Raw genomic sequence first — 16,076 nt, forward strand, 5'->3', positions numbered from 1 at the left:
TTTTCAGTGGGGTTATTTTTTGGAATAGGCAATGGAAAAACAAATTTTTGAACATTCAGTCAACATTAAGGAAGAACAATATCAGCCTAAGCAAGAGTTTCATCATGTAGAAACAAAGCTGGATGAGCCCTTGGAAGGGAAATTACTTGATGCTCAACTTGAACAGGCATTGAAACCAAAATCAGGTTTTGGAAAAACTTTATTAAAATTTACCGCACTTTTATTTGGTGCAGCGACAGTTGCGCAATCCGTGCAATGGATTTGGGATAGCTATCAACAACATCAATGGATTTATCTTGCTTTTGCTTTAGTCAGTTTAATTATCATTTTATTGGGTATTAAAGAGATTATTGGTGAGTGGCGACGTTTAGTTCGTTTAAAAAAACGTGAGCAATTGCAACAACAAAGTCAGCAGATTTGGTTAGAAAGTGAGGTAAAAAATGGCGATGTTTTTTCTGTTCAGAGCGTAGAAAAAAGTAAAGTTCTTTGCTTAGATATTGCAAAATCGCTACGTTTGGAAAATGATTCTCCAGCGGTAATTCAATGGCAACGTCAATTAAATGAAGCTTATTCAGCGCAAGAAATTACGCATTTATTCAGTCGTAATGTTTTGTCTACTTTTGATGCACAAGCTAAAAAATTGATTAGTAAAATGGCCGCTGAATCAGCGGTGATTGTCGCGATTAGTCCACTTGCTGTGGTGGATATGTTTTTTATTGCGTGGAGAAATCTTCGATTAATGAATAAGATTGCTGAGATTTATGGAATTGAATTAGGGTATTTTTCACGTATTAGATTGTTAAGAATGGTATTGGTCAATATCGCTTTTGCTGGGGCAACCGAAGTGGCACAAGATATTGGAATGGATTGGCTTTCTCAAGATGTGACAGCAAAACTTTCTGCGCGTATCGCTCAAGGAATTGGAGTAGGATTGCTTACTGTTAGATTAGGCGTGAAAGCAATGGAGCTTTGTCGCCCGTTAGCATTTCAATTAAATGAAAAACCAAAGCTTTCCCATATTCAACAGGAATTACTTAGCTCGGTGAAAGATATTGTTCTCGGTAAAAATAAAATTTACAAAAAGGAGCAAGTCTGATGAAAATCGAGGTTGTTTATCAACATAGCGATTTTATTATTATCAACAAGCCGGAAGGTATTAGCGTTCATAAAGATCAAGCAGAACAAGGTTTAACAGAACTTGTTGCAAAGCAATTGAATGTGCCTCAAGTCTGGTTAGTTCATCGCTTGGATAAGGTGACTTCGGGGTTATTAATTTTGGCGTTGAATGCTGAAAGTGCGGCTGAATTTTCGCGACTTTTTTCTGAACATAAAATCCATAAAACTTATCTGGCATTAAGTAACCAAAAGCCTAAAAAGAAACAAGGTTTGATTATCGGGGATATGAAGAAAGCCCGAGATGGCGCATGGAAACTTTGCCAAACAAAAGACAATCCCGCAATTACGCGTTTTGAAAGTGTCAGCTGTGAGCCTAATTTACGTTTATTTATTTTAAAACCACAAACGGGGAAAACTCATCAATTACGTGTTGCGATGAAAAGTTTAGGTAGTCCGATTTTAGGCGATGGACTTTATGGTAAAAATACTGAAGAAATTGACCGCACTTATTTGCATGCTGCTCAATTGGAATTTGATTATTTGAATGATTTTATTTCGGTAACTTGTTTACCCTCTCAAGGGCAATTTTGGATTAAATCCAGTGTGTCTGAGCAAATTAAGGCTTATTTGGCAAAGCCGTTTTTATCAAAATAGAAATCTCTGTATAATAAAGGCAATTTTACTCTTTAATAGGAACAAAAATGAAATTTATCTCTTTTAATATAAATGGTTTACGTGCTCGCCCACATCAACTTGAAGCCATTATTGAAAGATATCAGCCAGATGTAATCGGCTTGCAAGAAATTAAAGTTGCTGATGAAGCTTTTCCTTATGAAATTACAGAAAACTTAGGTTATCACGTATTTCATCACGGACAGAAAGGTCACTATGGCGTAGCATTATTGACTAAACAAGAACCTAAAGCGGTTCGTCGTGGTTTTCCAACAGACAATGAAGATGCGCAAAAACGCATTATTATGGCTGATCTTGAAACTGATTTTGGTTTACTGACTGTAATTAATGGCTATTTCCCTCAAGGGGAAAGCCGTGCGCACGAGACTAAATTTCCAGCTAAAGAGAAATTTTATGCAGATCTTCAACAGTATTTAGAAAAAGAACACGACAAATCGAATCCTATTTTAATTATGGGTGATATGAATATTAGCCCAAGTGATTTAGATATTGGTATCGGCGATGAAAATCGTAAACGTTGGTTACGCACGGGTAAATGCTCTTTCTTACCAGAAGAACGAGCGTGGTATCAACGTTTGTACGATTACGGATTAGAAGATAGTTTCCGTAAGCTGAACCCAACGGTAAATGATAAATTCTCGTGGTTTGATTACCGTTCTAAAGGTTTTGATGATAATCGAGGTTTACGAATTGATCATATTTTAGTAAGTCAAAAATTGGCTGAACGCTGTGTCGATGTGGGCATTGCACTAGATATTCGAGCAATGGAAAAACCTTCTGATCACGCACCGATTTGGGCTGAATTTAAATAGGAAAGCGAAATGGATATGGCAAATTGGCAGAATTATCGTTCTACCGTGAATGGTATGCCCGCCGTGTTTACCGCAAATATTGAAGATGTTGAAAAATATCACGGTAAAGATCTCGATAAAATAGTGCAATTCACAATCGCTTATAAGGCAGATGATGAAACAGGTTTGCCCTCAGAAGTTGAATACGATAAGTTAATTAATCGTGTATTTAAAATTCTGGCGCAATTAACCGCACTTCCGAATGTATTTTTTGCGGGACATTTTATTTGTAATTCCCAAGCTAAAATGCATTTTTACTGTGAGCATGAAAATCTTGTAGTAGAAACCTTACAACAAATTGATTTTGTTAAAGATATTAATGTACAAAAGGATTTAAGTTGGGATACTTATTTTGACTTTTTGCTTGCTTCTCCATTAGAGATTAAATTAAATGCAACGGAAGAGTTAATTGATTTATTGAAAAATAAAGGTCGTGATTTAAGTGATACGTATCTGGTGGAGCATAGTTTTCATTTTGATGAAGAAGAGAAAATGTTCCCTTTTATGGATGAGCTTAGTTTAGGGGATTATTCTTTCACGACATTACAATATTCCGCACAAGCTATTCAGTTTAATGAAGATGAGCCTTATTTCTTGGTGAAATTAGAGCAAGAAATTTCATTAGATAATGGTGATATTTTTGAACAAGTAGAACGGTTTGAAAAACTGGCTGGACAATTTTGGGGAGAGTATATCGGCTGGGAATGTGATTCTTTGATGGATGCGAACAAGCAGTTGAATTAGGTGTTTGCACATTCACGAGTCATAAAAAGAGAGATGTTTATCTCTCTTTTTTAATGTAATTTAACTTTTCGGCGGATTTTACGCATTAATAAAAATACCCATGGCCATAAGATTCCAGAAGCCAATGCTCCAAAGATTTCTTGCCAGTTAAAAAATGCGGTATGCAGGGAGAATTCGACTAAGAAAATAGCTAATCTGACAATAAACACAAACGCAATCACTAAAAGACTTTGAAACCAAAGCGATAAATTTCTGAGTACGAGATAGTTTTTTGCCACAAAGTAAATTGTCACAGAAAGGACTAAAGCATGAATGCCTAATGTGGAACCTAGGATTAAATCCCATACAAGTCCTAATAAAAATGCCCATCCAATACTGACTTTATTTGGAATAGCCAGAACCCAGTAAAGTAAAACGAGAACTAACCAAGCAGGCTTAAATGCTTGAAAACCAAGCGGCCAGGGGGCGAGTTCTAGCACTAATGCCACGACAAAGAAGCTTAAAATTGTGAGCCATTGTAAAATAAAGCGAGTTTGCATTAATCTTCTTCCCTATGTTCTTGTTGTTCTGACGGTACAGCTTCTTCATTTTGCGGTGCATCGGTTGGAATTTCAGGTTCAACTGTTGATTTATCCTTATTTTCTTGAAGATTATCGTCTGTTAACGGGGCTTTTTTTACTTTGTAATCAGCTTCATTCGCTTGGCTTTCTAAACGTTTTTGTACTAAATTACGCACCTCTTCTGGAGACATAGATTTTACTTTAGACATATCTAAATTGCTTGGCCAAAGTAGTAATACATAGCGTAAGCGTTCAAGGGCTGCGAGAGGTTTGGCTTTGACAGTCGCAAAGTAATTGGAACCATCACGTGAAACGCTTTGTACAACCGCTACTGGATAGCCTTCAAGGAAGCGGCCACCAAGACCAGACGTTACAAGTAAGTCGCCTTTTTCAATATCCACAGAACGAGGTACATTATCAAGAGTTAGCTCATCAGTATGCCCTGTACCACTTGCAATGACGCGAACATCGTTACGTAGAACTTGTACGGGAATAGAATGGGTAACATCGGTTAAGAGTAGTACTCGACTGGTGTTCTCGCCCACAGAAATAATTTGACCAATAACGCCTTTTTCATCAATTACAGGCTGGCCTACATACGCACCGTCTTTTTCGCCTTGGTTAATAACAATTTGTTGACGATAAACATCGGTTTCTGCAGTTAAAATTTCCGCAATCTTTTTGTATTCATCGGTGCGTAAAGGGGAGTTTAACAATAAACGTAAACGCTGATTCTCGACTTTGAGTTGATCTAGTAAGAGTAAATCTGCATTTTTTTCACGTAATTGTTCGCGTAATACTTTATTTTCGATTTGTAATTTACTGGTATCCACTAAATTATCTGATACCCCATCTAATACGGTACGAGGGCTATTGGCAAGATAATAGAGCCCACCCACTGCAGTTTCCATGGCGCTGCGAGCTTTAGTCATTGAATTAGTTTGACCATCAGCTAAGATTAAAGAAAGGGAAGCTGCTACTGCTAATAATAATCGAATGCCAAGCGGGGGGGCTTTACCGAAAATAGGCTTCATTAAGCGTCCTACGTTGAGATAAAAAGATTAAAAGGAAAAGTGCGGTCATTTTAACCGCACTTTTTATTTTTGTTCTAAATTAAATTTCGTCACTAAAAATGTCGCCACCGTGCATATCGATCATTTCTAACGCTTCACCACCACCGCGAGCAACACAGGTTAATGGATCTTCAGCAATGATGACTGGCACTCCCGATTCTTTAGAAAGGAGAATATCGATATTGCGTAGTAGTGCACCACCACCAGTTAATACCATACCACGCTCAAAAATGTCTGCAGCATGTTCTGGCTGACATTCTTCAAGTGCGGTTCGAACGGCTGCAACAATACCATTTAAGGGCTGTTGAATAGCTTCTAACACATCACGTGAGGTTAAGGTGAATGAACGAGGCGCACCTTCAGCAAGATTATGACCATGCACTTCCATTTCTTTAATTTCATCACCTTCTTGAATGTAGGCTGTACCAATTTCTTGTTTAATGCGTTCAGCAGTAGGTTCACCGATAACAGAACCAAAAGTGCGGCGAACATAAGAAATAATTGCCTCATCAAAACGGTCACCACCGATACGAACTGAAGAAGAATATACGATACCGTTTAAGGAAATAACAGCAACTTCAGTTGTACCGCCACCGATATCAATTACCATAGAACCAACTGCAGTAGAAACAGGTAATTTAGCGCCGATTGCTGCTGCCATTGGTTCTTCAATTAAATATACTTCACGCGCACCAGCACCGATTGCGGATTCTTTAATTGCACGACGTTCTACTTGTGTTGCACCAGCAGGCACACAGACAAGTACACGAGGGCTTGGACGCATAAAATTACCGCTGTGAACTTGTTTGATAAAGTATTGCAACATTTTTTCTGTAACAAAGAAGTCTGCGATTACACCATCTTTCATTGGGCGAATGGCAGCGATGCTTTTTGGTGTACGTCCAAGCATTAATTTTGCTTCTTTACCTACAGCAGCGATGCTTTTTAGTGAACCAACGCGATCTTGTCGAATGGCAACAACCGAAGGCTCATCTAAGACAATACCTTGACCTTTCACATAAATTAACGTGTTTGCAGTACCTAAGTCGATAGAAAGATCATTTGAGAAAAGTCCACGAATTTTTTTAAATAACATAATTATCCTATTCTAAAATCAGAGTTAATTTTGCTTGGCTGAAAAAGTGAGATTATCTCATAGCCAAGCACGCAAAAAAATTGTGCTAAATGTACCAAAAAATGTGTTGAAATTACAGTTGTTTTTCGTGTTTTTTACGTGAGTTGCCACTGGCCTTTATCTTGAAGAGTCAGTTGCTGCTGATGTAAAGTTTTCAGCGTTGAACGGTGGCCAACACTGATTAGCGTGGTTTTTGGTAGCTCTTGTTTTAATAGTTGATACATCGCAAATTCTAAACCTTCATCCATACTAGCTGTGGCTTCATCTAAGAAGGCTACGGCAGGTTTGTGTAGAATCAAACGCGCAAACGCTAAACGCTGTTGCTCACCAAGAGAAAGAATACGCGTCCAGTCTTGTTCTTTTTCTAATTGTTCAGCCAAATGTCCCAGTTGCACTTTATTTAATATTTCTACCGCTTGTGTATGTGAAATATTGTCAGGCTTATTGGGATAAGTTAATGCCGACATCAAATTTCCTTGTGGCACATAGGGTTTTTGTGATAAGAAAAGTTGACTGTTTATTGGGCAAATCACCTCACCTTCTGCGTAGCTCCAGAGTCCTGCGATTGTTCGTAAAAGTGTCGTTTTTCCTGCACCAGATTTTCCTTGAATGAGTAAACTCGTTCCTTGCGGTAGCGTAATATTGAGATTTTCTACCAGTGTGTGACCTAATGGATTTTTAACACTTAAGTTGTTGAAAATAACATCTGTAGGGTGATTGTGAATTTGTGCTTGCGATTCATGATTCACCATTTCAATGGCATAGATGAAACCGGTTAAACGATCGAGCGTCGCTTTATATCCAGCAAAACTGTCGTAAGTATTACGGAAAAATGAAAGATTACTGTGCAATTTTCCAAATACTTGTAAAGTTTGCATTAAATCACCGAGTTTTATTTGTTTTTCAAAGTAACGTCCAACTTGAATTAACAATGGGAAAACAACAGAAACTTGGCTTACGACTAAGTTAAATCCTGAAAATTTTAGCGTTCTAAATACGATTACCCACATGTTATGGATGACAGCATTGAATTGTTGGTAAAGCTGATTTTTTTCTACCTTTTCACCCGCATAAAAAGCAATACTTTCGGCATATTCTTTTATGCGAATTAAAGAATAACGGTAGTTTGCGTTTAAGCGTTCATTAATAAAATTCAAAGAGATTAATGGACGACCGAGCCAAAATGCAATAAGGGTAGTGAAAATGACATAGCCAAATACTAAGAACACCATCATATGTGGAATTTCCACGCCAAGTACCATCATTGGACCCGCTAATCCCCATAACAAAATCGTGTAAGAGATCATCGAGGTGACCGCATCAATGACTCCGGTGCTTAAAGAAAGCGTGGTTTTTACATAAGATTGGACATCTTGTTGAATACGTTGATCAGGGTTATCAAGATTTTCGGATAAATATTGTGTTTTGTAATAAGCGCGATGTGCCATCCATTTATCTACAAATTGTTCGTTGAGCCATTCAATCCAGTTAATGGTAAAACGTTGCTCTAAATAATAGCTTATTAATGCTGCTGAAACAGAACTTGCGGCAATGACGCAGAACAAGCCCATTTGTTGCCAAAATACATGTTCATTAAATTCTTGCAATGATGTGTACATATTTTTGTACCACTCAGAATGTACAAGGCTGATACGTACGCTGAGTAATGTCATCGCAACAATAAGCAGAAAGAATAGGATAGGTTTTATGCTACGTTTAGGTGAAAGATAGCCACCTGCAAACATCCAAAATTGTTTTCCCCATTGGGTAAAACGCACCAAAAGAAAAATGCCAAAACTAAAGACGACAGAGGTGATGGCTAGCGTTTGTAAAATCCAAATAAGAGAAGTAATGGCTTCTTGGCCGTAATCCATAAATATTCCATCCGAGATAAAAGTGCGGTGAAAAATAACCGCACTTTTTGTAAAAGGGTCAAAATTTTCGGTATTGTAGAGTCTATGCTCAATTTCGCAAGAAAAAATGTGACGAACGTAGCATTTTTTGAGTTTGGTTAAGGTTTTCAAAAAACAACTTGGATATAATCCGAAGGAGTTAAATTTCATTTTTAAGGGGTCAATATGAGTGATATTGCAATCACGATTAGTCTTCTTGCCCTCGTTGCCGTAATCGGTTTATGGATCGGGCATTGGAAGATCCGTGGGGTTGGGCTTGGCATCGGTGGTGTGCTGTTTGGTGGCATCATTGTGGCTCATTTCACCAATCAATATGGCTTGCAATTAGATGCACGTACGTTGCATTTTGTGCAGGAGTTTGGCTTGATTCTGTTCGTTTATACGATTGGGATTCAAGTTGGGCCTGGTTTTTTTGCATCTTTAAGAAAATCAGGTTTAAAACTGAATGCGTTTGCTATTTTAATCGTTGTTCTGGGGTCTGTTGCAGCGGTGATTGTGCATAAGGTTGCGGATGTCCCGTTAGATATCGCTCTTGGTATTTACGCAGGGGCAGTAACTAACACGCCAGCCCTTGGTGCTGGTCAGCAAATTTTGACTGAACTTGGCGTGCAACAAACTACAGTGACAATGGGGATGTCTTATGCGATGGCTTACCCATTCGGGATTTGTGGTATTTTGCTTGCAATGTGGTTAATCCGCTTATTTTTTAAAGTTAAAGTGGACGATGAAGCGGCACGTTTTAATGCGGAGAGCGGTCAAGAAAAAGAAAGTTTACATAATATTTCTTTAAAAGTGACCAACCAAAATTTAGATGGTTTGATGCTGATTGAAGTGCCAGGATTTAGTGATGAGGAAGTGGTTTGCTCTCGTTTAAAACGCGAGGACATGGAAATTGTTCCAAAGGCTAGCACAGAAATTCGTACCAATGATATTTTGCAATTAGTCGGCGATGATGCAGCTCTATCTAAAATGCGCTTGATTATTGGTCATGAGGTAGATGCGCCAACATCCTCTTATAGTGGGGAGATTCGTGCCGAACGTGTAGTGGTTACTAATGAAAAAGTCTTAGGTAAAAAGATCCGCACGTTGGGTATTCATCAAAAATATGGTGTGGTGATTTCGCGCTTGAATCGTGCGGGTATTGAATTAGTGCCAACAGCGAATACAACCTTGCAATTTGGTGACGTACTTCATATGGTGGGGCATACCGATGTGCTAAACAAAGCTATTTCCGTAATTGGTAATGCACAACAAAAATTACTTCAAGTGCAAATGTTACCTGTGTTCATCGGTATTGGTTTAGGTGTGCTTGTTGGCTCGATCCCATTCTATATTCCAGGTTTCCCAGTAGCGTTAAAATTAGGGCTTGCTGGCGGACCATTGGTGGTTGCGTTGATCTTAGCGAGAATTGGCACGATTGGTAAACTTTACTGGTTTATGCCACCTAGTGCTAACTTGGCATTGCGTGAAATAGGGATTGTTCTTTTCTTGGCTGTGGTAGGTTTAAAATCCGGTGGAAGTTTCTTTGATACCTTGTTGAATGGTTCAGGTCTTGAATGGATGGGATACGGTATTTTTATCACCTTTATTCCATTAATGATTACCGGTATTTTGGCTCGTCTATATGGCAAACTGAATTACCTTACAATCTGTGGTTTACTTGCAGGTTCCATGACAGATCCTCCTGCTTTAGCATTTGCGAATGAAATTAAAGAAGATAACGGTGCAGCAGCACTTTCTTATGCCACTGTGTATCCATTGGTGATGTTCTTGCGGATAATGTCTCCACAATTATTAGCAGTGTTATTGTGGGCGGCATAGCCAAAACAAGTTCAATTTATACAAACAAAAGCGCGGTTAATTTCGCGCTTATTTTTTTGCATGGATTTTGCGCGAGAGGGTATTCAATGATAGAATCTCGCACTTTTATTGCGAAGCGAGAACAAAATGGCACTAATTGAATTTTTGATGAAAACCTTAGATGGCTTAAAGGGAACAGATATTGTACATTTTGATGTACGTGGAAAATCCTCGATTACGGATAATATGATTATTTGCACGGGTACATCGAGCCGCCAAGTTTCTGCAATGGCAGAGAATTTAATTACAGAATGTAAAAAAGCAGGTTTTGAAACTTTTGGTGAAGAAGGTAAAAATACTGCAGATTGGATTGTGGTGGATCTTGGTCAAGCAATCGTACATATCATGCAACGTGACGCGCGTGAAATGTATCAATTAGAGAAACTTTGGGCGTAAATTTTAGTGAAGTGCGGTGAAAAATAACCGCACTTTTTAGATAAGGATGACTTGTGAAAATCACGTTAATTGCTGTCGGAACAAAAATGCCTTCTTGGGTTACAACGGGGTTTGAGGAATATCAACGCCGTTTCCCAAAAGATATGCCTTTTGAACTGATTGAAATCCCAGCAGGCAAGCGTGGAAAAAATGCTGATATTAAACGCATTTTAGAACAAGAAGGTAAGGCGATGTTAGCTGCCTGTGGAAAAGGTAAAGTTGTGACATTAGATATTCCAGGTAAACCTTGGACCACCCTGCAATTAGCCGAGCAACTAGAAGCGTGGAAAAACGATGGCCGTGAAGTATGTTTATTGATCGGTGGGCCAGAGGGCCTTTCACCTGAATGTAAAGCTGCAGCAGAGCAAAGCTGGTCGCTTTCACCCTTGACATTACCTCACCCGCTTGTTCGTGTTGTGGTGGCTGAAAGTTTGTATCGTGCGTGGTCTCTTACGACTAATCATCCTTATCATCGAGAATAGTAAATCCTCATTTTTAGTCAGATGAATTTAAAAAGATTCTTCAATACTCCAACTCATGAGCCGTTCCGCGATAAAAAAGCGGAGCGTAACCTTTTTGCACGCCGAACTTTAGTGGCTTTTTTGGGGATTTTGCTATTAACAGGGGTGTTATTCACTAATATTTATCAGCTACAGATTGTTAATTTCGATACTTACCAAACGCGTTCTAATGGTAACCGAATTAAATTATTACCTTTACCCCCAACGCGTGGCTTAATCTATGATCGTTACGGTAAATTATTAGCCGAAAATCTTACTTTTTTTGGTTTATACATTGTGCCAGAAAAAACTGAAAATTTAGACCGCACTTTAGGTGAATTACGCTACATTGTGGGATTGACGGATAATGATATTGAAAATTTTAAAAAGGAACGTCGCCGAGGAACGCGTTACACGCCTATTTTATTGAAACCGAATTTAACAGAAGAACAAATCGCACGTTTTGCAGTAAGTGGCTATCAGTATCCGAGTTTAGATGTACGTCCTTATTTCAAACGCTATTACTTATATGGCGAGATTATGACGCATATTTTAGGTTATGTGGGAAAAATCAACGATAAAGATGTTGAACGTTTGAAAAAAGATGAAAAATTTGCCAATTATTCTGGTAGCAATGATATGGGTAAATTGGGGATTGAACGCTATTATGAAGATGAGTTGCATGGCACCACAGGTTTTGAAGAAGTAGAAATTAACAATCGTGGTAAAGTTATTCGCAAGTTACGTGAACAACCTTCAGTAGCAGGAAAAAGTATTTATCTTACTATTGATTTAGAGTTGCAGCGTTATATCACAGATCTTTTGGCAGGACAAAAAGGCGCAATTGTTGTATTAGATCCAAAAGATAGTGGTGTGCTGGCTATGGTGTCTACGCCAAGTTATGATAATAATTTGTTTGTTGATGGTATTTCGTCAGAAGATTATAAGCGTCTACTAAATGATCCTGCTCGCCCGCTTTATAGTCGTGCGACCCAAGGGGTGTATCCTCCTGCTTCTACAGTGAAACCTTTTATTGCAGTAGCCGCACAAACTGAAAATGTGATTACCCAAAATACGACGATTTTTGACCCCGGCTATTGGGTATTGCCAAATACGACTAAGCGATTCCGAGATTGGAAAAAGAGCGGTCATGGTTATACAGATTTAAATAAAGCAATTACAGAATCATCTGATACCTATTTTTATCAAGTGGCTCATAGTATGGGGATTGATCGTCTTTCTGATTGGATGAAACGCTTTGGTTTCGGCATGCCAACAGGTATTGAAATTCAGGAAGAAGCGGCTGCCAATATGCCAAGTCGTGAATGGAAACAAAAACGCTATAAACGTCCTTGGGTATTGGGTGATACGATTTCAGTTGGTATTGGGCAAGGTTATTGGACTGCTACGCCGTTACAAGTAGCAAAAGCAACAGCAATATTAGTCAATAACGGTAAAGTAAATACACCACATTTAATGAAAGCTATTGAAGGTGCGGAATTATCACCTTATAAAGATCCATTGATTTATCCTGATATTAGTGAGCCAAAACAAAATTATTGGGATGCAGCAAAACGTGGAATGTATAATGTTGTTAATTCTGCAGCAGGCACTGGACGAAAGGCATTTGCCGGTGCTAATTATAGAGTTGCGGGTAAGTCGGGTACGGCACAAGTTTTTAGTCTCAAAGAAAATGAAAAATACAATGCGGCTGGATTGAAAAAAGAATTGCACGATCACGCATGGTTTACCGCATATGCACCTTATGAAAACCCTAGATTGGTTGTGACAGTTATTTTAGAGAATGCGGGTGGTGGTTCAAGTAATGCCGCACCGTTAGCGCGTAAAGTGATGGATTACTATTTAAATCAGCGTTTACCACAAGTTGAAAAATATAATGCAACCATTCAGCAAAAAGAAGATTTACCACAAGAGAGCGAGCAGATAAATGGAAGATAAAATACCTTTCTGGTTGCGCGCATGGCAACGTTTGCATATTGATTTTTGGCTTTTTATTGGCTTAGTTGCAATAACAGCCTATGGTATGCTTGTGCTTTATAGTGCAACTGGTGCCAGTGAAATCATGTTTAACAACCGTATTATTCAGGTTTTTCTTGGATTTACTGTTATGCTCGTCATGGCACAATTCCCACCTAAATTTTATCAACGTATTGCGCCTTATCTCTATCTGATAGGCTTTATCATGTTGATTTTAGTGGATGCTATTGGAACAACGAGTAAAGGTGCACAGCGTTGGCTTGATCTCGGATTTATTCGTTTTCAGCCATCTGAAATTATAAAGCTTGCGGTACCATTAATGGTCGCTGTGTATTTAGGTAATCGACCACTTCCACCTAAATTAAGTGAAACATTTATTGCGATTGCAATGATTATGATTCCGACTTTACTTGTAGCTATACAACCTGATTTAGGCACATCAATTTTGGTAAGTGCGTCAGGTTTATTTGTAGTATTTTTAGCGGGAATGAGTTGGTGGCTAATTTTAGCAGCAGTGATTGGCTTAGCTGGATTTATTCCGATCATGTGGCTATATCTAATGCACGATTATCAACGTACTCGCGTTCTCACATTATTGGACCCAGAAAAAGATCCTCTCGGTGCTGGCTATCATATTTTACAATCAAAGATTGCGATTGGTTCTGGTGGCCTTTGGGGAAAAGGCTGGATGCAGGGTACGCAATCCCAGCTTGAATTTTTACCTGAACCTCATACAGATTTTATTTTTGCTGTAATGAGTGAAGAACATGGAATGGTTGGTTTTCTTATTTTGATCTCCATTTATATGTTCATTATTATACGTGGTTTGATAATTGCCGTGAACGATCAAACTTCTTTTGGGCGAATTCTTGCTGGTGCAACGACGTTAATTTTCTTTGTTTATGTGTTTGTTAACATAGGCATGGTAAGTGGTATTTTGCCTGTAGTGGGGGTGCCATTACCTTTATTCAGCTACGGTGGCACTTCTTACGTTGCTATTATGGCTGCTTTTGGCTTGGTGATGTCAGTTCATACACATCAAGTAAAATTTATGAAAGGGAACTAATTTCATTTTTGCTTTTCTTAAAAGAGTAAATAAATGAAAATAGTCAACACTTATGAAATTAAAAACATTATTAAATCTGACCGCACTTGCTTTGTTTGCTATAATTACTAGCTTTTCAGCCCATGCGGACACTCACAAAATGTATGGTATCCAAGGGGATAAACTTTCGATTATAACCAAAGTACCTTCTCCTAGTACTTATTCTGTGAAAGGGCAAACTTATACGACAAAAACTGAAGATGATGCTAAATCTTATACGAAAGAAGGGATGGCTAGTTACTATCATCTCAAATTTAATGGGCGTAGAACTGCAAGTGGTGATGTTTATAATTCAACACAATTTACTGCAGCACATAAAACGCTTCCAATCAATTCTTATGCCTTGGTGACGAATTTACATAATAATCGAAAAGTGATTGTACGTATTAACGATCGAGGGCCTTTTAGTGATAAACGTTTAATTGATCTTTCTCATGCGGCGGCGAAAGAAATTGGATTAATTTCTCGAGGTATGGGGCATGTTAGAATTGAGGCGTTGCATGTTGCTAAAAATGGGAATTTATCGGGGGCAGCGACAAGAACGCTGGCTAAGCATGCAAAAACTCAAGAAGCTGCTGATCGTTTAGTGAAATTTAATGAATCTTCTAATAAGTCGTTTAAGATGATAAATGAAAAAAAAGGAAATGAAGTTTATCGTTTGAAAATGCTTGAGGTTACTTCTCGTAGTCAAGCTGATAAGTTAATTACGCAACTCGCGTTAGATAATATTCAAGCCGAAGTAAATCGCTCAGGCAATAAATACGAAATTCACATTGGACCTTTTGATAACGAAACACAAATGTCACAAGTAAGAACCAAATTACAAAAAATGGCAGTAAACAAGCCACTAATTGTTTACACATATAAAAATTAATTGTAGGAACACACTATGTTGAAAAGAACAACAAAAATCGCATTTTTATCAAGTTTTGTAGCACTTAGTGCTTTTTCGGTAGCTGCCGAGGATATCCAGTTTGGCGTAACCCCACCACAAATTACTGCTCAAACGTATGTATTGATGGATTACAATTCAGGCGCAATTTTGGCCGCACTTAATCCTGATGAGCGTCAATATCCTGCATCATTAACAAAAATGATGACAAGTTATGTGGTAGGGAGCGCTTTAAAACAGGGTAAAATTCACAATACCGATATGGTAACTATCGGTCAGAGTGCGTGGGGGCGTAATTTCCCTGACTCATCAAAAATGTTTTTAGATTTAAATACACAAGTATCTGTAGCAGATTTGAATCGTGGTGTGATTGTTGTATCCGGTAATGATGCAACAGTGGCATTGGCTGAATATATTTCTGGCAATGTCCCGAACTTTGTAGAAACAATGAACAAATATGTTCAACAATTTGGTTTGAAAAATACAAATTTCACCACGCCGCATGGTTTAGACGATCCTAATCAATATTCTTCTGCTCGTGATATGGCGCTTATTGGAGCACATATTATTCGTGATTTACCTGAAGAATATAAAATTTACTCAGAAAAAGATTTTACATTTAATAAAATCAAACAACCTAACCGTAATGGCCTATTATGGGATAAAACCATCAATGTTGATGGAATGAAAACAGGCCATACTAGCCAAGCTGGATATAACTTAGTTGCTTCAGCGACTACACCAAACAATATGCGTTTAATTTCTGTAGTAATGGGTGTTCCAACTTACAAAGGTCGTGAAGTAGAAAGTAAAAAACTTTTACAATGGGGCTTTGCTAATTTCGAAACATTTAAAACTTTAGAGGCAGGCAAAGAAGTTTCAGAACAACCTGTTTATTATGGTAATAAAGGTAGTGTGAAATTAGGAACCTTACAAGATAGTTTTATCACGGTTCCGAAAGGCAAACAAAATGAGCTTAAAGCTCGATATGAGTTAGAAAGTAAAAACTTACAAGCGCCTTTAGCAAAAGGTCAAGTCGTAGGTAAAGTCATTTATCAATTAGAAGGTAAAGATATTGCAGCGGTAAACTTACAAGTGATGGATGAAGTGGGCGAAGCGAGTATTTTCGGAAAAGTTTGGGATTGGCTCGTGCTCACTGTGAAAGGCTTATTTGCATAAAATATGCCAGAAACTTACCGCA

Annotated in this window: 15 protein-coding genes; 11 read left to right on the forward strand and 4 right to left on the reverse strand. The window is 38.2% G+C overall.

Going from position 1 to position 16,076, the window contains the following annotated elements; all coding sequences use genetic code 11:
• Nucleotides 1-31: 31 nt before the first annotated feature.
• The 4 genes from FE813_RS00975 to FE813_RS00990 are packed head-to-tail and all read left to right on the forward strand — an operon-like array spanning nt 32 to nt 3,404.
• The gene (locus FE813_RS00975) at nt 32-1,096 is read left to right on the forward strand and encodes a YcjF family protein (RefSeq protein ID WP_139989121.1); all 1,065 of its coding nucleotides are present in this window, start codon (nt 32-34) and stop codon (nt 1,094-1,096) included.
• Complete coding sequence (locus FE813_RS00980; protein WP_139989122.1) at nt 1,096-1,770, forward strand: TIGR01621 family pseudouridine synthase; 675 nt, start codon at nt 1,096-1,098, stop codon at nt 1,768-1,770. Before FE813_RS00975 ends, FE813_RS00980 begins: the two co-directional genes overlap by 1 nt.
• 47 nt (nt 1,771-1,817) lie before the next feature.
• The gene (gene xthA / locus FE813_RS00985) at nt 1,818-2,621 is read left to right on the forward strand and encodes an exodeoxyribonuclease III (protein ID WP_139989123.1); all 804 of its coding nucleotides are present in this window, start codon (nt 1,818-1,820) and stop codon (nt 2,619-2,621) included.
• Nucleotides 2,622-2,630: 9 nt separating this feature from the next.
• Nucleotides 2,631-3,404 carry a TIGR01619 family protein gene (locus FE813_RS00990; protein WP_139989124.1) on the forward strand — a complete coding sequence of 258 codons (774 nt, stop codon included), beginning with the start codon at nt 2,631-2,633 and terminating at the stop codon, nt 3,402-3,404.
• Nucleotides 3,405-3,454: 50 nt separating this feature from the next.
• Here the strand turns inward: FE813_RS00990 and mreD are convergent, their stop codons facing one another.
• The 4 genes from mreD to FE813_RS01010 all read right to left on the reverse strand — a co-directional run bounded on the left by mreD (nt 3,455) and on the right by FE813_RS01010 (nt 8,046).
• Nucleotides 3,455-3,943 (reverse strand): rod shape-determining protein MreD, encoded by a 489-nt coding sequence (gene mreD, locus FE813_RS00995; protein ID WP_139989125.1) that lies wholly within the window; start codon nt 3,941-3,943, stop codon nt 3,455-3,457.
• Nucleotides 3,943-4,998 (reverse strand): rod shape-determining protein MreC, encoded by a 1,056-nt coding sequence (gene mreC / locus FE813_RS01000; protein WP_118878245.1) that lies wholly within the window; start codon nt 4,996-4,998, stop codon nt 3,943-3,945. The genes mreD and mreC overlap by 1 nt, the downstream gene beginning before the upstream one ends.
• A gap of 79 nt (nt 4,999-5,077) precedes the next feature.
• Nucleotides 5,078-6,133, reverse strand: a complete 1,056-nt coding sequence (locus FE813_RS01005; RefSeq protein WP_005637582.1) for a rod shape-determining protein — start codon at nt 6,131-6,133, stop codon at nt 5,078-5,080.
• Nucleotides 6,134-6,267: 134 nt separating this feature from the next.
• Nucleotides 6,268-8,046, reverse strand: a complete 1,779-nt coding sequence (locus FE813_RS01010) for an ABC transporter ATP-binding protein/permease (RefSeq protein ID WP_139989126.1) — start codon at nt 8,044-8,046, stop codon at nt 6,268-6,270.
• Between the two features lie 204 nt (nt 8,047-8,250).
• Between FE813_RS01010 and FE813_RS01015 the strand changes: the two genes are divergently transcribed.
• The 7 genes from FE813_RS01015 to FE813_RS01045 all read left to right on the forward strand — a co-directional run bounded on the left by FE813_RS01015 (nt 8,251) and on the right by FE813_RS01045 (nt 16,054).
• Entirely contained in the window at nt 8,251-9,906 is a 1,656-nt protein-coding gene (locus FE813_RS01015; RefSeq protein WP_139989127.1) for a putative transporter, read from the forward strand.
• Between the two features lie 126 nt (nt 9,907-10,032).
• On the forward strand, nt 10,033-10,341 hold the full coding sequence (gene rsfS, locus FE813_RS01020; RefSeq protein ID WP_139989128.1) for a ribosome silencing factor: 309 nt from the start codon (nt 10,033-10,035) through the stop codon (nt 10,339-10,341).
• Between the two features lie 53 nt (nt 10,342-10,394).
• The gene (gene rlmH / locus FE813_RS01025) at nt 10,395-10,862 is read left to right on the forward strand and encodes a 23S rRNA (pseudouridine(1915)-N(3))-methyltransferase RlmH (RefSeq protein WP_139989129.1); all 468 of its coding nucleotides are present in this window, start codon (nt 10,395-10,397) and stop codon (nt 10,860-10,862) included.
• Nucleotides 10,863-10,883: 21 nt separating this feature from the next.
• The gene (gene mrdA, locus FE813_RS01030) at nt 10,884-12,839 is read left to right on the forward strand and encodes a penicillin-binding protein 2 (RefSeq protein WP_139989130.1); all 1,956 of its coding nucleotides are present in this window, start codon (nt 10,884-10,886) and stop codon (nt 12,837-12,839) included.
• Nucleotides 12,829-13,944, forward strand: a complete 1,116-nt coding sequence (rodA, locus tag FE813_RS01035) for a rod shape-determining protein RodA (RefSeq protein ID WP_139989131.1) — start codon at nt 12,829-12,831, stop codon at nt 13,942-13,944. Before mrdA ends, rodA begins: the two co-directional genes overlap by 11 nt.
• Before the next feature lie 52 nt (nt 13,945-13,996).
• Nucleotides 13,997-14,857, forward strand: a complete 861-nt coding sequence (locus tag FE813_RS01040; protein WP_139989132.1) for a septal ring lytic transglycosylase RlpA family protein — start codon at nt 13,997-13,999, stop codon at nt 14,855-14,857.
• 15 nt (nt 14,858-14,872) lie between these two features.
• Complete coding sequence (locus tag FE813_RS01045) at nt 14,873-16,054, forward strand: serine hydrolase (protein WP_139989133.1); 1,182 nt, start codon at nt 14,873-14,875, stop codon at nt 16,052-16,054.
• Nucleotides 16,055-16,076: the final 22 nt, after the last annotated feature.

This window comes from Haemophilus seminalis (assembly GCF_006384255.1).
Taxonomy (GTDB): Bacteria; Pseudomonadota; Gammaproteobacteria; order Enterobacterales; family Pasteurellaceae; genus Haemophilus; species Haemophilus seminalis.